A 12,779-nucleotide genomic window follows, 5' to 3' on the forward strand; every position below is an offset into this window, starting at 1 on the left:
CGTTGGTGGGGCGAATATTAGACGGTTGTCTAATATTTCCAGCCTCCGCCCCGCCATCACCGCCGGATCGCGATGTCCCGCAGCGTGCGGCATAGCCCCATGAGCATGACGGCGATCGCCCGCCACTCGCTGCGATCCTCCCGCAGCGCGGCGATCTTGTCGCGCAGCCGCGCGCACTCAGGGCACGACGGCGGATTGCTCATCGATCCAGTGCTGGAGCCATACGCATTGCAGTGTCGCGGCCTGACAGCGCTCCGTCAGCGTGCCCGGAGCTTCGGCGGCCGCATCTCCACCGGGATCAGGTCCAGCGTCGGCAGCGGCTGCATCAGTTCGGCCGGCGGCCGCGGTATCGGCGGGCACTGCACTGCCACCGGCACGTGCTGTATCGGCGGCGAGGCGCAGGCGGTCAGCAGCGTGCAGAGCGCGCAGGCGATCGAGCGCGACGCCATAGGCGGTATGTGTCTGGGCATTGATGGTCTCCTGTCTCGTGATCTCGGCCGCGGTTCTGGCTTGCGCCTGCCGCCCCTGGGTGGCCACCTCGGCGCGGAACTGCGCGAATTCAGCGGCCAGATCGTCGCGGGCCTCGCGCTCGGCTGACAGCCCGCGCGTGTATCCCCAGCCGGCCGACGCCGCGACCAGGGCGGTCAGCGCCAGCCAGAGCACCCAGCCGGGCAACGCACGCACGAACGTGCCGGCGATCACGACAGCACCCGCATCGCGGTCTGTAGATACCGGCGGCGGTCATCGAGGCCGTGCGTGCCGCCGTTGATCTTGCGGGTGACGGCCTCGATGTCGTTCGCGTCCGCGAGCGGTCCGATCTTCCGGTCGGTCCAGAACCAGGCGGCAGCGCGCGCGCCGACGTCGGGATCGGTCAGCAGATCCGGCTGCTCGATCAGCGGCAGTCCGAGCGCCTGGCCGCAACGCGCGTAGTTGCTGCGGCCGGTGATCTGGATCGGGCCGCGGCCACGGAAGCGGAAGCCGTCCGACGTGTTCTCTGCGCCATTACCGTTTCGGCCGGCATAGACGTAGCTCGCCAGCAGCACCGGCGCGCGCACGAATCCTCGGGCGTCACGTTTGCCCGCCGGGCACGTCGGCTGCTGCGGGCTGGGCAGCCAGAACCGGGACGGCCAGACGGACAAGATGCGCTCCGCGCTGGTGTAGGTCAGCGACTCGACAAGCCGCGTGAATTCGGCGCTCTCGTGCGCGAGCTGGGCGAGCAGGTGCGCGACCTGCAAACGGCTCTCGATGCCGAACTCGCGCAGCGCCTCGTTCAGGCCGGCGGTCCACGCGATCTCGTCCGGGCAGCGCGGCACGATGCGCATGATCTGGATCGGCGAGAGGATCATCGGGTCATCCTCCGGTCCGAAACGATCAGCCCCGCAACGCTCATCAGCAGCGCCTGGCCAGAGAACGGCAGGTCAGCGGCCACCGCGAATGCCGAGGCGCCGAAAGCGGCCAGCGACACGGAGAAGGCGAAGAAGCGCGGCAGCATTCCCTTCCAGCCGTCCGGTGACAGGTGACTGGCCAAGCAGACCACGCGCACCAGAACCACCACGGCCGCCGCAATGCCGCATACGTGCAGCGCATCCATCACAGCACCCCGCCTTGATCGACGCGCGCCGCTGCGACGCGCAGCAGGATGGGAACAAGGGTCGGCGACAGCACGCCGATCAGCAGCGCCATCGGCAGCCGGAGGGCGTCCACATGCATCCCGCTCAGGTATCCGGAGGCGACGGACGCGGCGATCGGAGAGCCGTAGCCCGCCAGCAGGCCGGACAGCAGCACGGCGCTGAATGCACGCGAGCGGGTGCGCACGGAGCGCAGCCACATGCAGACCAGCAGCGCGCCGAAGAGGCCAAGCCCGAGCGCGTCCGTCTGTGCGCCCAGCATGGCGACAGGCAGCACCGTGAGGGCGCCGGCGGCGGCCCCTGCCGCGGTCGAGGTGGGTTCAGTCATGAGACCTCCGGACGTGATGGAACAGGCGGCAGCGCGGCAATTACCTCTTCCACGCTGGGGCGCGGGGTGCCGGCGGCGATGGTTTGGTTGAGCATCTGGTAGCAGGCGGCCCAGCACAGCGAGCGCCAGGCGCGCAGTGCGGCGCCCTCGGCCTGGAACTGGGGCACGGCCGGCTCATCGGCATAGGTGCAGGCGGCGCGCATGTCGTCGTAGCTCCACGACTGAGCGACGGTGTCCATGTGGCGCTGCACCGAGCGCTCGCAGCGCTCGGCGTGCAGCTTGTCGGCGCGGCTCAGCATCAGATGCGGATCCACTCGATCATCATATGACCTGCGTAGCCAGCGGTAGGAGACTTGCCGCCACCTCCGCCAACACCGCCATTCCACTCCGGAGATGCAATACCTGCCCCAGACGCAGCCCGGGCGGCACCTCCAGCCGAATAGGTTGACCCGCCGCCGCCGCCGCCCAGAGACAGTAGCGATCCGGCGGCACCGAGCGTAGTGGCTCCGCCAGTCGAACCTGCGGTGGCGGCTCCGATACTTTCGTTGGCGCCGCCGGCGCCACCGGAGCCGACCGCATATGCAATCGCGTCCCCGCCCGTGAGCCCGGAAATCAGATGCCGCCGGCACGCCCCGCCTGCACCTCCAAACGATCCGTGCAGCGATCCGCTCACAGGGTTCTGGCCACCGCCGCCGCCGCCGCCGCCCGCCTGCGCGGTCACAAGCGCTGCATTCGCCCACTGCGGAACGGTGACCGTGCCACTGCCAGTCAGTTGGTTCTGGGCGTACCGCACGCGACCGCCGCCAACCGCCAGCCACTCGCCGCCAGTGCTGATGATCAGCACGCTGTCGTAGCCGCCCAAGCTGAGCGATGCTTCGCCGTTGATGTCATGGGCACCGGCGACAGTGATCACCCCCATTCCAACGTTTGCCACGCAGACCATCCATCCTGCGCCAGCACCGCCAGCGCCAGGCAGCGTAAGTTCGAACGTGCTGTCTCCGGCGATCACCTTGCCCCGGTCAGAGGTGAGGATGCTGTAGGCACTGGTCTTGAGGCTGTAGCCACCACCCAGCGCACCAAGGGCGGCCAGCGCAGCCGACTGGGTTCCGGCGGAGCCGAGATTGCCTTCGAGGAAGGCGCGCAGCAGCGTCAGCGCGGTCTTGAACTGTCCTTGCGTAACAGCCGTTCCGGTGAAGTCGGCAATCGGAGGTAGCGCAGTCATCAGTAGCTCCACATGGGCAGAGAGTCATCCACGCTCCACATGGGCGTGTCGGGGTCGGCGTCCCACATGTACGCAGCGCTTGAGCCATAGAGCACTTCGGCCCACGGCCCGAGCGCTGCGCCCAGGGCGGCAACGCGGAATCGGGTGGCCGGGCCGTACAGCGCCCGGCAGGTGTAGGTGGTGGCTGAGGTCTCGCCGGCGCGGGTCCAGGCCTCGCCGTCGGCGCTCACGTCGATGAGATAGCGGTCGGCGCCCGGGGCCGGTGCCCAGCTGAGCACGGCGTTTTCCACGTCGAGCGCGTCGCTGCGGGCGATGAGGCCGGCCACGCGCGGGCGGGTGGGCGTAATCGGCAGTTGCCAGGCGTCGGCCCCTGGCACGACGCCTGTCTCGGCGGTATGCACCGCGTCGCTCTCGACGATGGCGACCACCTCGGCGCGGGTGGTGGACTGCGGCCGCACGCTCAGCACGATGGCGCGCACGTACAGCGCCTCACCCGGCCCGAACGCCACGTGCGTGCGCTCGGCCTGCGTGCCGGTGTAGGGCGTTTCGGCCGGCGTGTCGTCGAGCACGGCGATGTTGTCGGCACCACCGCGGGTGACCGCATACGGGCCGAGCACCGCGCCGTCGCGCGCCCGCAGCGCGATGTAGTGCGGGCCGCCTGACCAGTCCATGTCCTGCGCCAGCGTGGCGGTGAGGGTGGCGGCGTCCCACGCCACCACCTCGCTAAATGCACCCCACTGCGGCATGTCGTGCTGCACGGCGATCAGGTCGCCGAGCGAGAGCACGAGGCCTTCCATTTCGGTCTGGAACGTGACGGTGCGGCGGCGGTAGCGGTTGCACGCCGCCATGAACATGCCCTCGCGCCACGCCTGCGAGCGGTTGGTAACGCCGGGCAGCTGCACGGTGCGCACGGTGCTCTGCGTGCTGCCGGGCAGCGCACAGCGCACGATGCGTTCGGTCCAGGTGGTGGCGTCGAAATACGCCACGTCGACCGCGTCCGGCGTCTCGTCGCTGGCCATCGCGTAGTCGAGCGAGAGCGAGCCGCGCACGATGTTGCGCATGGTGAACATGGCCGTCGGCAGCGTCTGCGCCTGGTCGCGCACCACCCGCAGCACGCCGCCCTGAACGAATGGCATGGCACGGCCGCAGCGGGCGACGGTGGCCAGCGCGTCCCACACGGTCTGGGCGTCGTCGACCACGATGTCGCAGGTGTCGCCGCGGGCCGACCACACGGCGTCGAGCGCTCGCAGGCCGGCGAGGTCGATGCGGCTGTCAGTGAGCCGCGCACCGTACTGCGCGCGGGCAATGTCGGCCAGGGCCCACGCGATGCTGCGGGTGGCCACCGGTGCGCTCCAGGTGGTGCCGTCCCATACCGGCAGCTTGCGCTGCACGATGGCGTTGATGCGCCGCGCGGCATTGCCGCTGAGGTTGTTCGATGCCCGGGCCTTGACGGCCAGCAGCGTCACGCCGCCGTAGTTGCGCACGCTGCGCAAGTAGGCGCGCAGCCCGCCCCAGACCAGCTCATGCCCCACGCGCAGGTCATCGCTTTTCGCGTTGAGCCGGGTGACGCGCACCTGGTAGCGGCCGGCCGCGACCGAGTACTTGTAGCTGAGGCGCACCGGCGTGGTGGTGGCAGCGGCATAGCTGACCGAGCCGGAAAGGTCGATCCACCCGCCGACCGGCGCACCGAGGTCGTCGATCTTCTGCGCCTCGACGCGCCAGACGATGGTCATCGTCTCCAGCTCGCCGTCGGCATTGGCGAAGTACAGGCCGCGCGGCATGACCAGATCGACGCCGATGTAGTTGGCCGAGCTGCCGGCGCTGTTGGCCACGAACGGGCCGAGCGCCACACCGGTGGTGGCCTCTTGCCCGCTCACCTCGTCGGCGGTGACCACATCAGCTGGGAACAGCGTGAGCGTGCCGCCGGGCGCCACGACCTCGGTCTCGATCTCGGCGAACGACGACACCGGCGTGTCGGCGATGCGCACCTGCTCGATGTCGTAGTAGCCCTGCCCGATGGTGAAGAGCTGGTAGAGGTACTGCTCGCCGCCGCTGTACTCGATGTAGGGCTGGGCGGCGAAATCGGGATAGACGAGATGCCGGCCGTAGATCACCGGTATCGGCTGGCCGATGCGCGCCTGGTTGCCCTGAGCCTGCACGCTGTAGGTGGGCGACGGCGCCGGCGTGTCGCGGGTACGCAGGCTGCCGGCGCCGCCGAACAGTGCGTTCGCAATCATGCTCAGACCGAGAGACACGCCCGCCTTTACCAGAGCCACACCTACCGCGCTTGTGATGCTCATTTCCGAGGCCAGAGCCGCGCCGAGTTGCGGCGCGTAGATGGCGATCGCAATGGTGGCGATCAGCTGCAGCGGATTGCTCTTGCCCCCATGCGGCAGCACGATGAACGCCACGTGGTCATTGCGGGCCACGCGCCGGCGCCAGGCGTGCGGTGGCAGCGGACGGCCGTTGAGCAGGCACACCACCGGTTGCCGAGTGCGTGGCGCCAGCGTGCAGACCCGCACCCGCTTACGCGGCAGGGGCCGCACGGTGCGGTCGCGCCAGGGCTGGCAGGGGTTGCAGCACACCACCACGGTGCCCGGCACGCTGATGGCCTCGACGGGCAGATCGCGCGCGCTCACGCCGCCACCTCGTCACCGGCCCAGGCCAGCAGCGACAGGATGCGCCAGCCACCCAGGGCGAGCTGGGCGAGGCTGTGCACCACCACGCCATGGCCCTCTGCGCTGTGCAGCACGCGGCCATCCGGCAGCACGATGCCCACGTGGTGCGGCTTCTTGCCGTGGCCCATGAGCGCGACGCACCACGGCTGCGGGGCGGCGATCTCGCGCCACACATGGCGGCGGCGCTGCTCTTCGACGGTGCGCAGGCAGTCAGCCGAGCGGCTGGCATCGAACGCCACCAGCGGCGCCTCGATGCCGCAGCAGTCGCGCAGCACGGCGCGCACCAGCCCATAGCAGTCGTAGGCGTCAGGCCCCTGCGCGCCGCTCTGCCAGGGCTTTCCGATGTAATGCTCGATCATGTGGCCACCAGCCCGGGGAAGCGCGCCGCGGTGTAGTCCTCGCGCGGGAAGCGCACGTTGGCGAAGTTCGAGAATCCGGCCTGCAGCCGCACGCGGAACACGTCGGCATTGACGGCCATCACGGTGAGCTGCAGCGGCGGGTCGTTGCACGGGCCGCTGAGGTCGCTGGCCAGGTACATGCGGTAGGTGATGGTGGCCAGATCCTGCGACTGCGCCGCGAGGTCGATGTAGGCCAGGATTTCGCGCGACACGTTGTCGATGGCGATCTCCAGCTCCGGCGACTGGGCCTGCTCGACATCGGGCAGGCGGAAGTCGAAGCCGAAGGCGACGAACGTCACTTCGGTCGCGCCGTCTTCGAGCATCGCGGTGAGGCTGCTGTAGTCATTGACCAGATACAGCGGCGCGGTGAAGGCCGGGTGGTCGACCTGCAGGGTGTGCAGCACCATGTCATCGACATTGGCCGATGCGGCGTGCTCGCGCAGGGGCTGGCTGGCGGTGATGTCAGGCATCAGAGATACCCCGCCAGGGCATCGGCCGACATCACCGGCCGCTCGGCAGCCTCAAGCGTGGCGGTCACCCGCCACACATCAGGCCCCTCTGGAACCGCCTTCCACATGGTCGCGAAGCTCACGTTCTCCCATGTCTGCAGGCCTGAGCCATTGACGAGTGGGCAGGCGAACGCCGCCGCGCCATCCTGAAGCGAGTGCTTGTGCCACGCCTCGAACACCGACATCTGCAGGCTGCTGAACACCCAGCTCACATTCAGGCGCGTCGGCGGATTGGTAGATCGGCGCCGGCGGCGGATGGGTCCCGCCTCCATGTCAGTGCGCACGACGGGATCGACCGGATCAATGGCATAGCCGTCGAGCACCGGACGCGGTAGAAACGACGGGTAGGTCATCAGAAGGCCCTCGCGCGATTCAGACCGAACGTTCCCTGCATCGCCTGCGCCGTCCGACCACGGCCCGACACGATCCCCGATGCAATGCGCTGATCGATCTGGTCGATGAGGACGTCCAGACCTCCCTCATTGTTCTGCGCGACCTGCACCTGCGCTCCAGCGTTGTTGATGACGCGGACGTTAAGCACAGTCGGGCCGCTGCCGGCCTCGGCATAGACACCGAGCTTTCCGTTGGCCATGCGCTTCAGAGGAAGCGCACCTTCCGGGCCCGCCTCACCTGCCACCCCGCTTCGGAACGCACCGCCGCTCGCGAACCTGAAGAACGTCGGCCGGGTCAGGACTTCCCCGTTCCCAAAAGCTCCGCCCGAAGCGAACGCGCTGACGTAACCGCCGGAGGTGAAGGCGTTGCCATCGGCCGATTTCTTGGTGTTGGAACCCGGGAACAACGCGCCCAGAGCTTCGATAAGCGGACCGGTGATCTGCTTTCGGACCATGTAGCGCGCGATGTCCTTGAGCACGCCAGTGGCGACTTCGCCCAGGCTCTTGAAATTCACGATGGCATCCTCGAGCGCGCTGGAGAAGGTCACTCCAAGCTCCTCGACGGCGGACTTCTGCTCCTTCAGCCGCTTGGTCGCGCCATCAGCGGCCGACGCCTCTTGCTCGAGCAGTCGCCCGCGCGCGTTGAATGCCTCTTCTGCGGTCAGCCGGCCTTGCGCCTCGAGCGCCGTGACCAGTTCGATCTCCTGCCGGTACTGGCGCGTCGGATCCGCCAGGTCGCGGTACCGCTCAGCGAGCGACGCGACGGCGTCTTCCTGTGCATTGGCCTGACGGATCGCCTCATCATTCGCGGCGGCGCGGCGACGGTCGAAATCCTCGTAGGCGCGCGCCACATCGGCGTTGAAGCGAAGTTGCGCGTCGTCGGTGCCAAGGATCTGGTCGGCGGCAAGAATTCGAAGCTTCTGCTCGTCCTCCAGGCGCTTGCGAAGTGCCGCAAGCTCGCTCTTCGATTGAGAGCCGGCGCCGGATGAACGCGGGCCGCCAGAATCCGACTCTTCAGCCTTTGCCGGTGCGCGCAGCTTGCGACGACGTTCCGCTTCGCGCTCCAGAATCTTGCCTTCGGCCTCCAGCTCAGCGCGCTCCCTCTTGAGCGCGTCGATCCTTCGCTGGTTGAATGTCTCATTGATGCCGCCGCCCTGCTGCAGCTTGATGAGTTTCTCATTGATTTCCGTGATCTTCTGGACGTTCTCGGCAAGGTCGTCGTCCAGGGTCTTCAAGCCGGTGCCGCGGCCAAGGAATGTCAAGAAGTCCTGTCCAGACTTGGCCGCGATACTCATGTCGTTCAGGGCGTCGATCAGGCCCCGAACGCCTTGCTCCGCGGCGCGCACGCCGTCGAGAATGAGCTGCCCCACGCCCTGATTGCTGATGGTGCGGAACAGCTCGTCCCACGTGTCACCGAGGTTCGACAGCGCGCCGTCCAGGGTCTGTGCGCGAAGGTCCATGGCTCCGGCGAAATCCACGTTGCCGATGCGGCGCAGATAGGATTCGATCTCATCAGCGCTGTTTCGGACCGTGGTCGTGATGCCGCGGAAGGTGAAGGCCACGGTCGCGCCATCCTGACGCGCCTTGATGCCGAATTCCTTCAGCCGTTCGAATTCTCCGGTGCTGGCGTCGGCGACTGCCTCGATGAACTGATCAAGGCTCTTCCCCATCGCGCTCGCCGTGTTGCCGTAGCTTTCGAGCGCATCGCGCGACGCGTCGAGGCCGAGCGCCTTGAGCTTCACGAACGCGCCCGTTACCTCGTTCAGTGAGTACGGCGTGGTAGCAGCGAACTCTCGAATCCACGCGAAGTTCCGTTCTGCTGCCTGTGCGCTGCCGGTCACCGTAACCAGCGAAGAGTTCAGAACATCGAACTCCCGCTGAACGGTTGTCACCTTTCCGACGACAGCGGTAAACGCCGCTCCGGCCGCAGCAACCCCCGCGAAGGCCGCGCGCATCGCACCAACTGCGAGCTCGGCACCACGCGCGCGAGTACGCAGGCGGTCCAGTGCGCTGCCGGCCGAGTCGGCGGACGACGCATCGACCTTGATGCCAAGTGACGCGATATCGGTCATGCGCACCTCAGAATGAAAAACGCCGGCTGAGGGCCGGCGTCACTTGGAAGCGGGTTTTCGGAGTTCCGCAAGCGCAGCGTCTTCCATCACTTGAAGGTCGCTGAACACGCGGTCCCGCTCGGCGGGAGGCACCTTGCATCGGCGCCAGATCTCGGGCAGCACGTTGTAGTCGAGGCCGATCGCACCGGCCGGTCCGCACCGCCATTGCGTCTGCATGGCGGACAGCACCTGAAGTGGCACCCAGTTCTCGGGCCACACATCGAATTCCTGACCGGCGAAATCGTCCTCCGTGAGGCCGAGCTCGCCCAATGCAGCCGACGACGGCGCCGGGCTGAACATCTCCCGTGCCGTCGCCCTCAGTTTCCCAGGCGGGCCGCTTGCAACTGCTGGTGATAGGCGTCGACGATGGCCAGCGCCGCGCCGTGGTAGTTCTGGAACAACTCTTCCAGCGCCTCGCGGTTGAACGGCGCGTCTGCGACGTCCCAGTTCGTGGCGATTTCGGCCACCAGATCCACGTCGGACGTCTGCTTGGACGCTTCGCTGAACAGCGCCTCCAGTTCGACCTTGGTCTTGTGCCGAAAGGTGAAGGTGATCACCTCGGGCTTGTCCTGGCCAGGAACAGCAATCTTGACCTTGGCCTGGAACGTCGGGTTCGGCTTGAGCTTGAATGCCATATCGCCCCCGATTACGACGCGTAGCGCGTGCTGCGCGGGTTCGCGAACGAGAAGTTGGCCGTGACCTGCTGATTCACGTTCGCCGTGAAGGTCGGTTCGCCGTCGAACGACACGTACATGTTGTAGTAGATCTTCGATCCGTTGGGGAGCGTGGCCAGCAGAACGTGCGGCGTGTTCAGCAGGTCGGCCTTCAGCAGCGCGGCATGCCATGCCAGATTCGGGTCGTAGTCGAGGACCATCTGCAGCTGCCGCGCATTCTTGAAGGTCGGCCGCTGGCGCTGCTGTCCATCCTCGACATACACCCACTGCGCGAACTGCTGTTCACCGCCGGACGTCGAGAGGTCCGTCACCTGAGAGATCGGCACGAAGTCGGTCACCTTGACCGCACTGCCGCCGCCGGCCCCGGCCGGGTAGAGAATCGTGCTGGTCGTATCGATGCCCTCGAGTGCGAACGAGTCGGTAAGGATCGTGTCAGCGCGAGCCACGCGGCCTTCGAGCCGTGGCCAGCCGGACGAAATGACCAGGACGTCTCCGTCGCCGAATCCATGAGTCGTGCTGGAACAAACTCCCTGGCTTGCGTTCGAGATCGCGCTGATGGTCTTCGCGGCCGCGTAGGTCGTGCCGAGAGAGAAGACGGTGCCGTTGGGGAACGACGACGCGGCCAGGAGAAGCCCCTGCCGGTGCATCCAGTTGGTCAGTGCGATGAACGCGGGTTCGAAGAAGGCGAGCAGCAGCGCGCCGACAAAGGACATCAGCTTCTTCATGGTGGTGGTCTCCGGAAACAAAAAAACCGCCTTTCGGCGGTCTGGTGGGTAGGTGCTGCGGGCGGGTTTCTTCAGGTCTGCGCGTAGTAGCGCAAGCTCATCGGCACGCCGAAAACGTCGGGTTCTGGATCGGCGCGGCCAGCGGAAAGCGGTGTGGTCGTCCTGACCGTGAATCCGGAATCGGTCAGCGTGAGATTCGCCGGGAACAAGGCCTCCAGTTCGGCCACGATGGCTTCAGCTGGGCCGGCGCCTTGGCCGCGAGGCACGAACAGATTCAAGGCCAACACCCCGACGTAGCGGCGGTCAGCCCCCTCGACGTACTCGCTTTCCGTGTCCGCTGGAATGAGCGTGCAGCGCATCCACGGCTGTCCCTTCGGCGGATCGAAGTTCGTGTTCTCCCATGCGATCGGCACGGCCGGCGTTTCGGAATCAGCCCAGTTCTTGAGCCGGGATTCGAACAGCTTGCGGATGCGCGCGCGGCTCACGCCAGGCTCCGTGCATAGCGATCAATGGCGGCGGGCAAGGCGGCGAGCGTCGCCTTCACCATGCCGGCCGGCGCCTGTTTCGAGTAGCCATCCTCCAGCCTCTGGATATAGGGCAGAGAATTGGTCACGTAGAACACGCGCCCGCGCGATGCGGCAACCTCGGCGGCAATACGGCCAATGGCACCGGCGCCACTGGGGTCGTTCGCGGCACTCGTGCCGGAATTGATCGTGCCAACTCCAAGCACCCAGTTTCCGCGCGCCCGCCCGGTATCAACGGGAGTTCGCAGAACGACACCCTGCGCGCACAGGACAACCGTCTGCCGAACGGCCTTGTCGACGTTGCCGTTCGCCTTGGCTATGAAACGGTCGATGGATCGCATGAAATCGCTCATCTGCGCACCTGTGCTTCGTGCAGCACCACGGTTCCGGCCGGAGCCAGCGGGCGCGATGCGATGACCGACCACACGTCGCTTCCGATGGTCAGGGTGTCGCCAGTCTGCGGCGTCGCCGCCAGATCCGGAGCGATGTATGCGCGCTGATCGCCCATGCGAACGTGCGTGCCGTCGATGTCCTTCTGCTGGTAGTCGAACAGCGCGGCCGTGCCGGCGTGCAACGCAGTGGATCCTGCTCCAGGCGCACCGGTGGCTGGATCGTAGGCGCCGGGAGCGACCCGGGTGAGCGTTGCGGCACGGCCGAACTTCAGCAGCAGACGGGTAGCCGTTGCCGCCGTCTTGGTGTAATCGAAAGAACTCATGCGCCATCACCCGCCTTCCTGCACGGGGTCACCTTCCACTGGATTCTCCGCGCCTTGATCGTGCGCTGCCCGGTGACGATCGCCTTCAGAACCCGGTGGCGTCCGTCAGCGATGGCGCCATGCCAATCCAGCAGGATCGGGTGGTTCAGGTCGGCATCGATGACCTTCTTGATGTGGAAGGACAGCTCAAGCATGTTGGATCCCGACCAGATCTCTCCGGAAAGGTCGATCGCGGCTACGGGAACATCGAACACCGGAAGGTCACGGGCGTCATCGATCAGTCGAGCGACCGAATACTCATGGCCATCCCTGTCGATGTAGAAGTCCTGCAACGGATCGGCGCGCCGCGTCGTAACCTTTGGTGGCTTGCTCACGCTCGCGACACCCGCACCGACCCGCCTGCACCACCCGCCAGAACGAGGTCGCGCAGCATGGCATCGACCAGGCTGAACCTCGTCAGACCACCGTTCCTCGCCGTGCCGTAGCTCGTGCTGATCGGCCCCACTGATTCCGCTGTGACGACCTCCGGGGCTACATCCGGCATCAGGTCTGAGGTGAGCGACTTCAGGGCCAGTTCGAACACTGCGCGCCGCAGCTGGGCCGGTATCTCGTCGGAGGGAAGTTCGATGCCATCGCGACATGCTCCACCGCGTGGCCATGCCAGCGCTTGCGTGGAAGACACGCGCTCCCCGCGCCACGCGTACGCCGCCTCGACATAGGCGGTCGCCTTGCGCAGAGCGATCTCGCGCTCACCTTCCGTTGCAGCGGCCCAGGACACGGCGCCCATCGCTGCGTGATAGGCGTCTGCCAGGGCCACGCTGGCGTAGCTCTCGGCGTCCGGGCGACCGGTACCGTCCTCGACGATCAGCGCCATG

Annotated in this window: 20 protein-coding genes; all 20 read right to left on the reverse strand. The window is 67.0% G+C overall.

What is annotated here, in order from left to right; all coding sequences use genetic code 11:
- Positions 1-56: 56 nt before the first annotated feature.
- A complete protein-coding gene (locus tag METUNV1_RS08135) occupies positions 57-203 on the reverse strand; it encodes a hypothetical protein (protein ID WP_008060668.1) in 147 nt (48 codons plus the stop codon).
- The gene (locus tag METUNV1_RS08140) at positions 178-702 is read right to left on the reverse strand and encodes a hypothetical protein (RefSeq protein WP_008060669.1); all 525 of its coding nucleotides are present in this window, start codon (positions 700-702) and stop codon (positions 178-180) included. The genes METUNV1_RS08135 and METUNV1_RS08140 overlap by 26 nt, the downstream gene beginning before the upstream one ends.
- Positions 699-1,346 carry a glycoside hydrolase family 19 protein gene (locus METUNV1_RS08145; RefSeq protein ID WP_008060670.1) on the reverse strand — a complete coding sequence of 216 codons (648 nt, stop codon included), beginning with the start codon at positions 1,344-1,346 and terminating at the stop codon, positions 699-701. Before METUNV1_RS08145 ends, METUNV1_RS08140 begins: the two co-directional genes overlap by 4 nt.
- Complete coding sequence (locus tag METUNV1_RS08150) at positions 1,343-1,591, reverse strand: hypothetical protein (RefSeq protein ID WP_008060671.1); 249 nt, start codon at positions 1,589-1,591, stop codon at positions 1,343-1,345. Before METUNV1_RS08150 ends, METUNV1_RS08145 begins: the two co-directional genes overlap by 4 nt.
- Positions 1,591-1,956, reverse strand: a complete 366-nt coding sequence (locus METUNV1_RS08155; protein WP_008060672.1) for a hypothetical protein — start codon at positions 1,954-1,956, stop codon at positions 1,591-1,593. Before METUNV1_RS08155 ends, METUNV1_RS08150 begins: the two co-directional genes overlap by 1 nt.
- Positions 1,953-2,270, reverse strand: a complete 318-nt coding sequence (locus METUNV1_RS08160; RefSeq protein ID WP_051165267.1) for a hypothetical protein — start codon at positions 2,268-2,270, stop codon at positions 1,953-1,955. Before METUNV1_RS08160 ends, METUNV1_RS08155 begins: the two co-directional genes overlap by 4 nt.
- A complete protein-coding gene (locus METUNV1_RS08165) occupies positions 2,255-3,178 on the reverse strand; it encodes a hypothetical protein (RefSeq protein ID WP_008060674.1) in 924 nt (307 codons plus the stop codon). Before METUNV1_RS08165 ends, METUNV1_RS08160 begins: the two co-directional genes overlap by 16 nt.
- Positions 3,178-5,817 carry a phage tail protein gene (locus METUNV1_RS08170; protein ID WP_008060675.1) on the reverse strand — a complete coding sequence of 880 codons (2,640 nt, stop codon included), beginning with the start codon at positions 5,815-5,817 and terminating at the stop codon, positions 3,178-3,180. Before METUNV1_RS08170 ends, METUNV1_RS08165 begins: the two co-directional genes overlap by 1 nt.
- Complete coding sequence (locus tag METUNV1_RS08175; RefSeq protein WP_008060676.1) at positions 5,814-6,215, reverse strand: NlpC/P60 family protein; 402 nt, start codon at positions 6,213-6,215, stop codon at positions 5,814-5,816. Before METUNV1_RS08175 ends, METUNV1_RS08170 begins: the two co-directional genes overlap by 4 nt.
- Positions 6,212-6,724, reverse strand: coding sequence for a DUF1833 family protein (locus METUNV1_RS08180; protein WP_008060677.1), 513 nt, complete (start codon positions 6,722-6,724; stop codon positions 6,212-6,214). Before METUNV1_RS08180 ends, METUNV1_RS08175 begins: the two co-directional genes overlap by 4 nt.
- The gene (locus METUNV1_RS08185) at positions 6,724-7,116 is read right to left on the reverse strand and encodes a hypothetical protein (RefSeq protein WP_008060678.1); all 393 of its coding nucleotides are present in this window, start codon (positions 7,114-7,116) and stop codon (positions 6,724-6,726) included. The genes METUNV1_RS08180 and METUNV1_RS08185 overlap by 1 nt, the downstream gene beginning before the upstream one ends.
- On the reverse strand, positions 7,116-9,227 hold the full coding sequence (locus METUNV1_RS08190; RefSeq protein ID WP_008060684.1) for a tape measure protein: 2,112 nt from the start codon (positions 9,225-9,227) through the stop codon (positions 7,116-7,118). Before METUNV1_RS08190 ends, METUNV1_RS08185 begins: the two co-directional genes overlap by 1 nt.
- A 39-nt stretch (positions 9,228-9,266) precedes the next feature.
- Positions 9,267-9,566, reverse strand: coding sequence for a DUF1799 domain-containing protein (locus METUNV1_RS08195; RefSeq protein WP_043359410.1), 300 nt, complete (start codon positions 9,564-9,566; stop codon positions 9,267-9,269).
- 17 nt (positions 9,567-9,583) lie between these two features.
- Positions 9,584-9,901, reverse strand: a complete 318-nt coding sequence (locus METUNV1_RS08200) for a phage tail assembly chaperone (RefSeq protein ID WP_008060688.1) — start codon at positions 9,899-9,901, stop codon at positions 9,584-9,586.
- Between the two features lie 11 nt (positions 9,902-9,912).
- Positions 9,913-10,665, reverse strand: a complete 753-nt coding sequence (locus tag METUNV1_RS08205; protein ID WP_008060690.1) for a phage tail protein — start codon at positions 10,663-10,665, stop codon at positions 9,913-9,915.
- A gap of 71 nt (positions 10,666-10,736) precedes the next feature.
- Positions 10,737-11,150 (reverse strand): phage tail terminator-like protein, encoded by a 414-nt coding sequence (locus METUNV1_RS08210; RefSeq protein ID WP_008060692.1) that lies wholly within the window; start codon positions 11,148-11,150, stop codon positions 10,737-10,739.
- Positions 11,147-11,542, reverse strand: a complete 396-nt coding sequence (locus METUNV1_RS08215) for a hypothetical protein (RefSeq protein ID WP_008060694.1) — start codon at positions 11,540-11,542, stop codon at positions 11,147-11,149. The genes METUNV1_RS08210 and METUNV1_RS08215 overlap by 4 nt, the downstream gene beginning before the upstream one ends.
- The gene (locus tag METUNV1_RS08220) at positions 11,539-11,904 is read right to left on the reverse strand and encodes a hypothetical protein (RefSeq protein ID WP_008060696.1); all 366 of its coding nucleotides are present in this window, start codon (positions 11,902-11,904) and stop codon (positions 11,539-11,541) included. The genes METUNV1_RS08215 and METUNV1_RS08220 overlap by 4 nt, the downstream gene beginning before the upstream one ends.
- Positions 11,901-12,278: a hypothetical protein gene (locus METUNV1_RS08225; RefSeq protein ID WP_008060698.1), complete on the reverse strand. Its 378-nt coding sequence runs from the start codon at positions 12,276-12,278 to the stop codon at positions 11,901-11,903. Before METUNV1_RS08225 ends, METUNV1_RS08220 begins: the two co-directional genes overlap by 4 nt.
- Positions 12,275-12,778, reverse strand: a complete 504-nt coding sequence (locus METUNV1_RS08230; RefSeq protein ID WP_008060700.1) for a DnaT-like ssDNA-binding protein — start codon at positions 12,776-12,778, stop codon at positions 12,275-12,277. The genes METUNV1_RS08225 and METUNV1_RS08230 overlap by 4 nt, the downstream gene beginning before the upstream one ends.
- Position 12,779: the final 1 nt, after the last annotated feature.

The sequence above is a fragment of the Methyloversatilis universalis FAM5 genome, from assembly GCF_000214035.2.
Lineage (GTDB): Bacteria > Pseudomonadota > Gammaproteobacteria > Burkholderiales > Rhodocyclaceae > Methyloversatilis > Methyloversatilis universalis.

Bases quoted from the DNA above. Each gene is read 5' to 3' on its own strand.
- METUNV1_RS08195 (WP_043359410.1), bottom strand. From the start codon at position 9,566: ATGTTCAGCCCGGCGCCGTCGTCGGCTGCATTGGGCGAGCTCGGCCTC.
- METUNV1_RS08150 (WP_008060671.1), bottom strand. From the start codon at position 1,591: ATGGATGCGCTGCACGTATGCGGCATTGCGGCGGCCGTGGTGGTTCTG.
- METUNV1_RS08185 (WP_008060678.1), bottom strand. From the start codon at position 7,116: ATGACCTACCCGTCGTTTCTACCGCGTCCGGTGCTCGACGGCTATGCC.
- METUNV1_RS08190 (WP_008060684.1), bottom strand. From the start codon at position 9,227: ATGACCGATATCGCGTCACTTGGCATCAAGGTCGATGCGTCGTCCGCC.
- METUNV1_RS08145 (WP_008060670.1), bottom strand. From the start codon at position 1,346: ATGATCCTCTCGCCGATCCAGATCATGCGCATCGTGCCGCGCTGCCCG.
- METUNV1_RS08165 (WP_008060674.1), bottom strand. From the start codon at position 3,178: ATGACTGCGCTACCTCCGATTGCCGACTTCACCGGAACGGCTGTTACG.
- METUNV1_RS08155 (WP_008060672.1), bottom strand. From the start codon at position 1,956: ATGACTGAACCCACCTCGACCGCGGCAGGGGCCGCCGCCGGCGCCCTC.
- METUNV1_RS08205 (WP_008060690.1), bottom strand. From the start codon at position 10,665: ATGAAGAAGCTGATGTCCTTTGTCGGCGCGCTGCTGCTCGCCTTCTTC.
- METUNV1_RS08200 (WP_008060688.1), bottom strand. From the start codon at position 9,901: ATGGCATTCAAGCTCAAGCCGAACCCGACGTTCCAGGCCAAGGTCAAG.
- METUNV1_RS08230 (WP_008060700.1), bottom strand. From the start codon at position 12,778: ATGGCGCTGATCGTCGAGGACGGTACCGGTCGCCCGGACGCCGAGAGC.
- METUNV1_RS08180 (WP_008060677.1), bottom strand. From the start codon at position 6,724: ATGCCTGACATCACCGCCAGCCAGCCCCTGCGCGAGCACGCCGCATCG.
- METUNV1_RS08135 (WP_008060668.1), bottom strand. From the start codon at position 203: ATGAGCAATCCGCCGTCGTGCCCTGAGTGCGCGCGGCTGCGCGACAAG.
- METUNV1_RS08175 (WP_008060676.1), bottom strand. From the start codon at position 6,215: ATGATCGAGCATTACATCGGAAAGCCCTGGCAGAGCGGCGCGCAGGGG.
- METUNV1_RS08215 (WP_008060694.1), bottom strand. From the start codon at position 11,542: ATGAGCGATTTCATGCGATCCATCGACCGTTTCATAGCCAAGGCGAAC.
- METUNV1_RS08220 (WP_008060696.1), bottom strand. From the start codon at position 11,904: ATGAGTTCTTTCGATTACACCAAGACGGCGGCAACGGCTACCCGTCTG.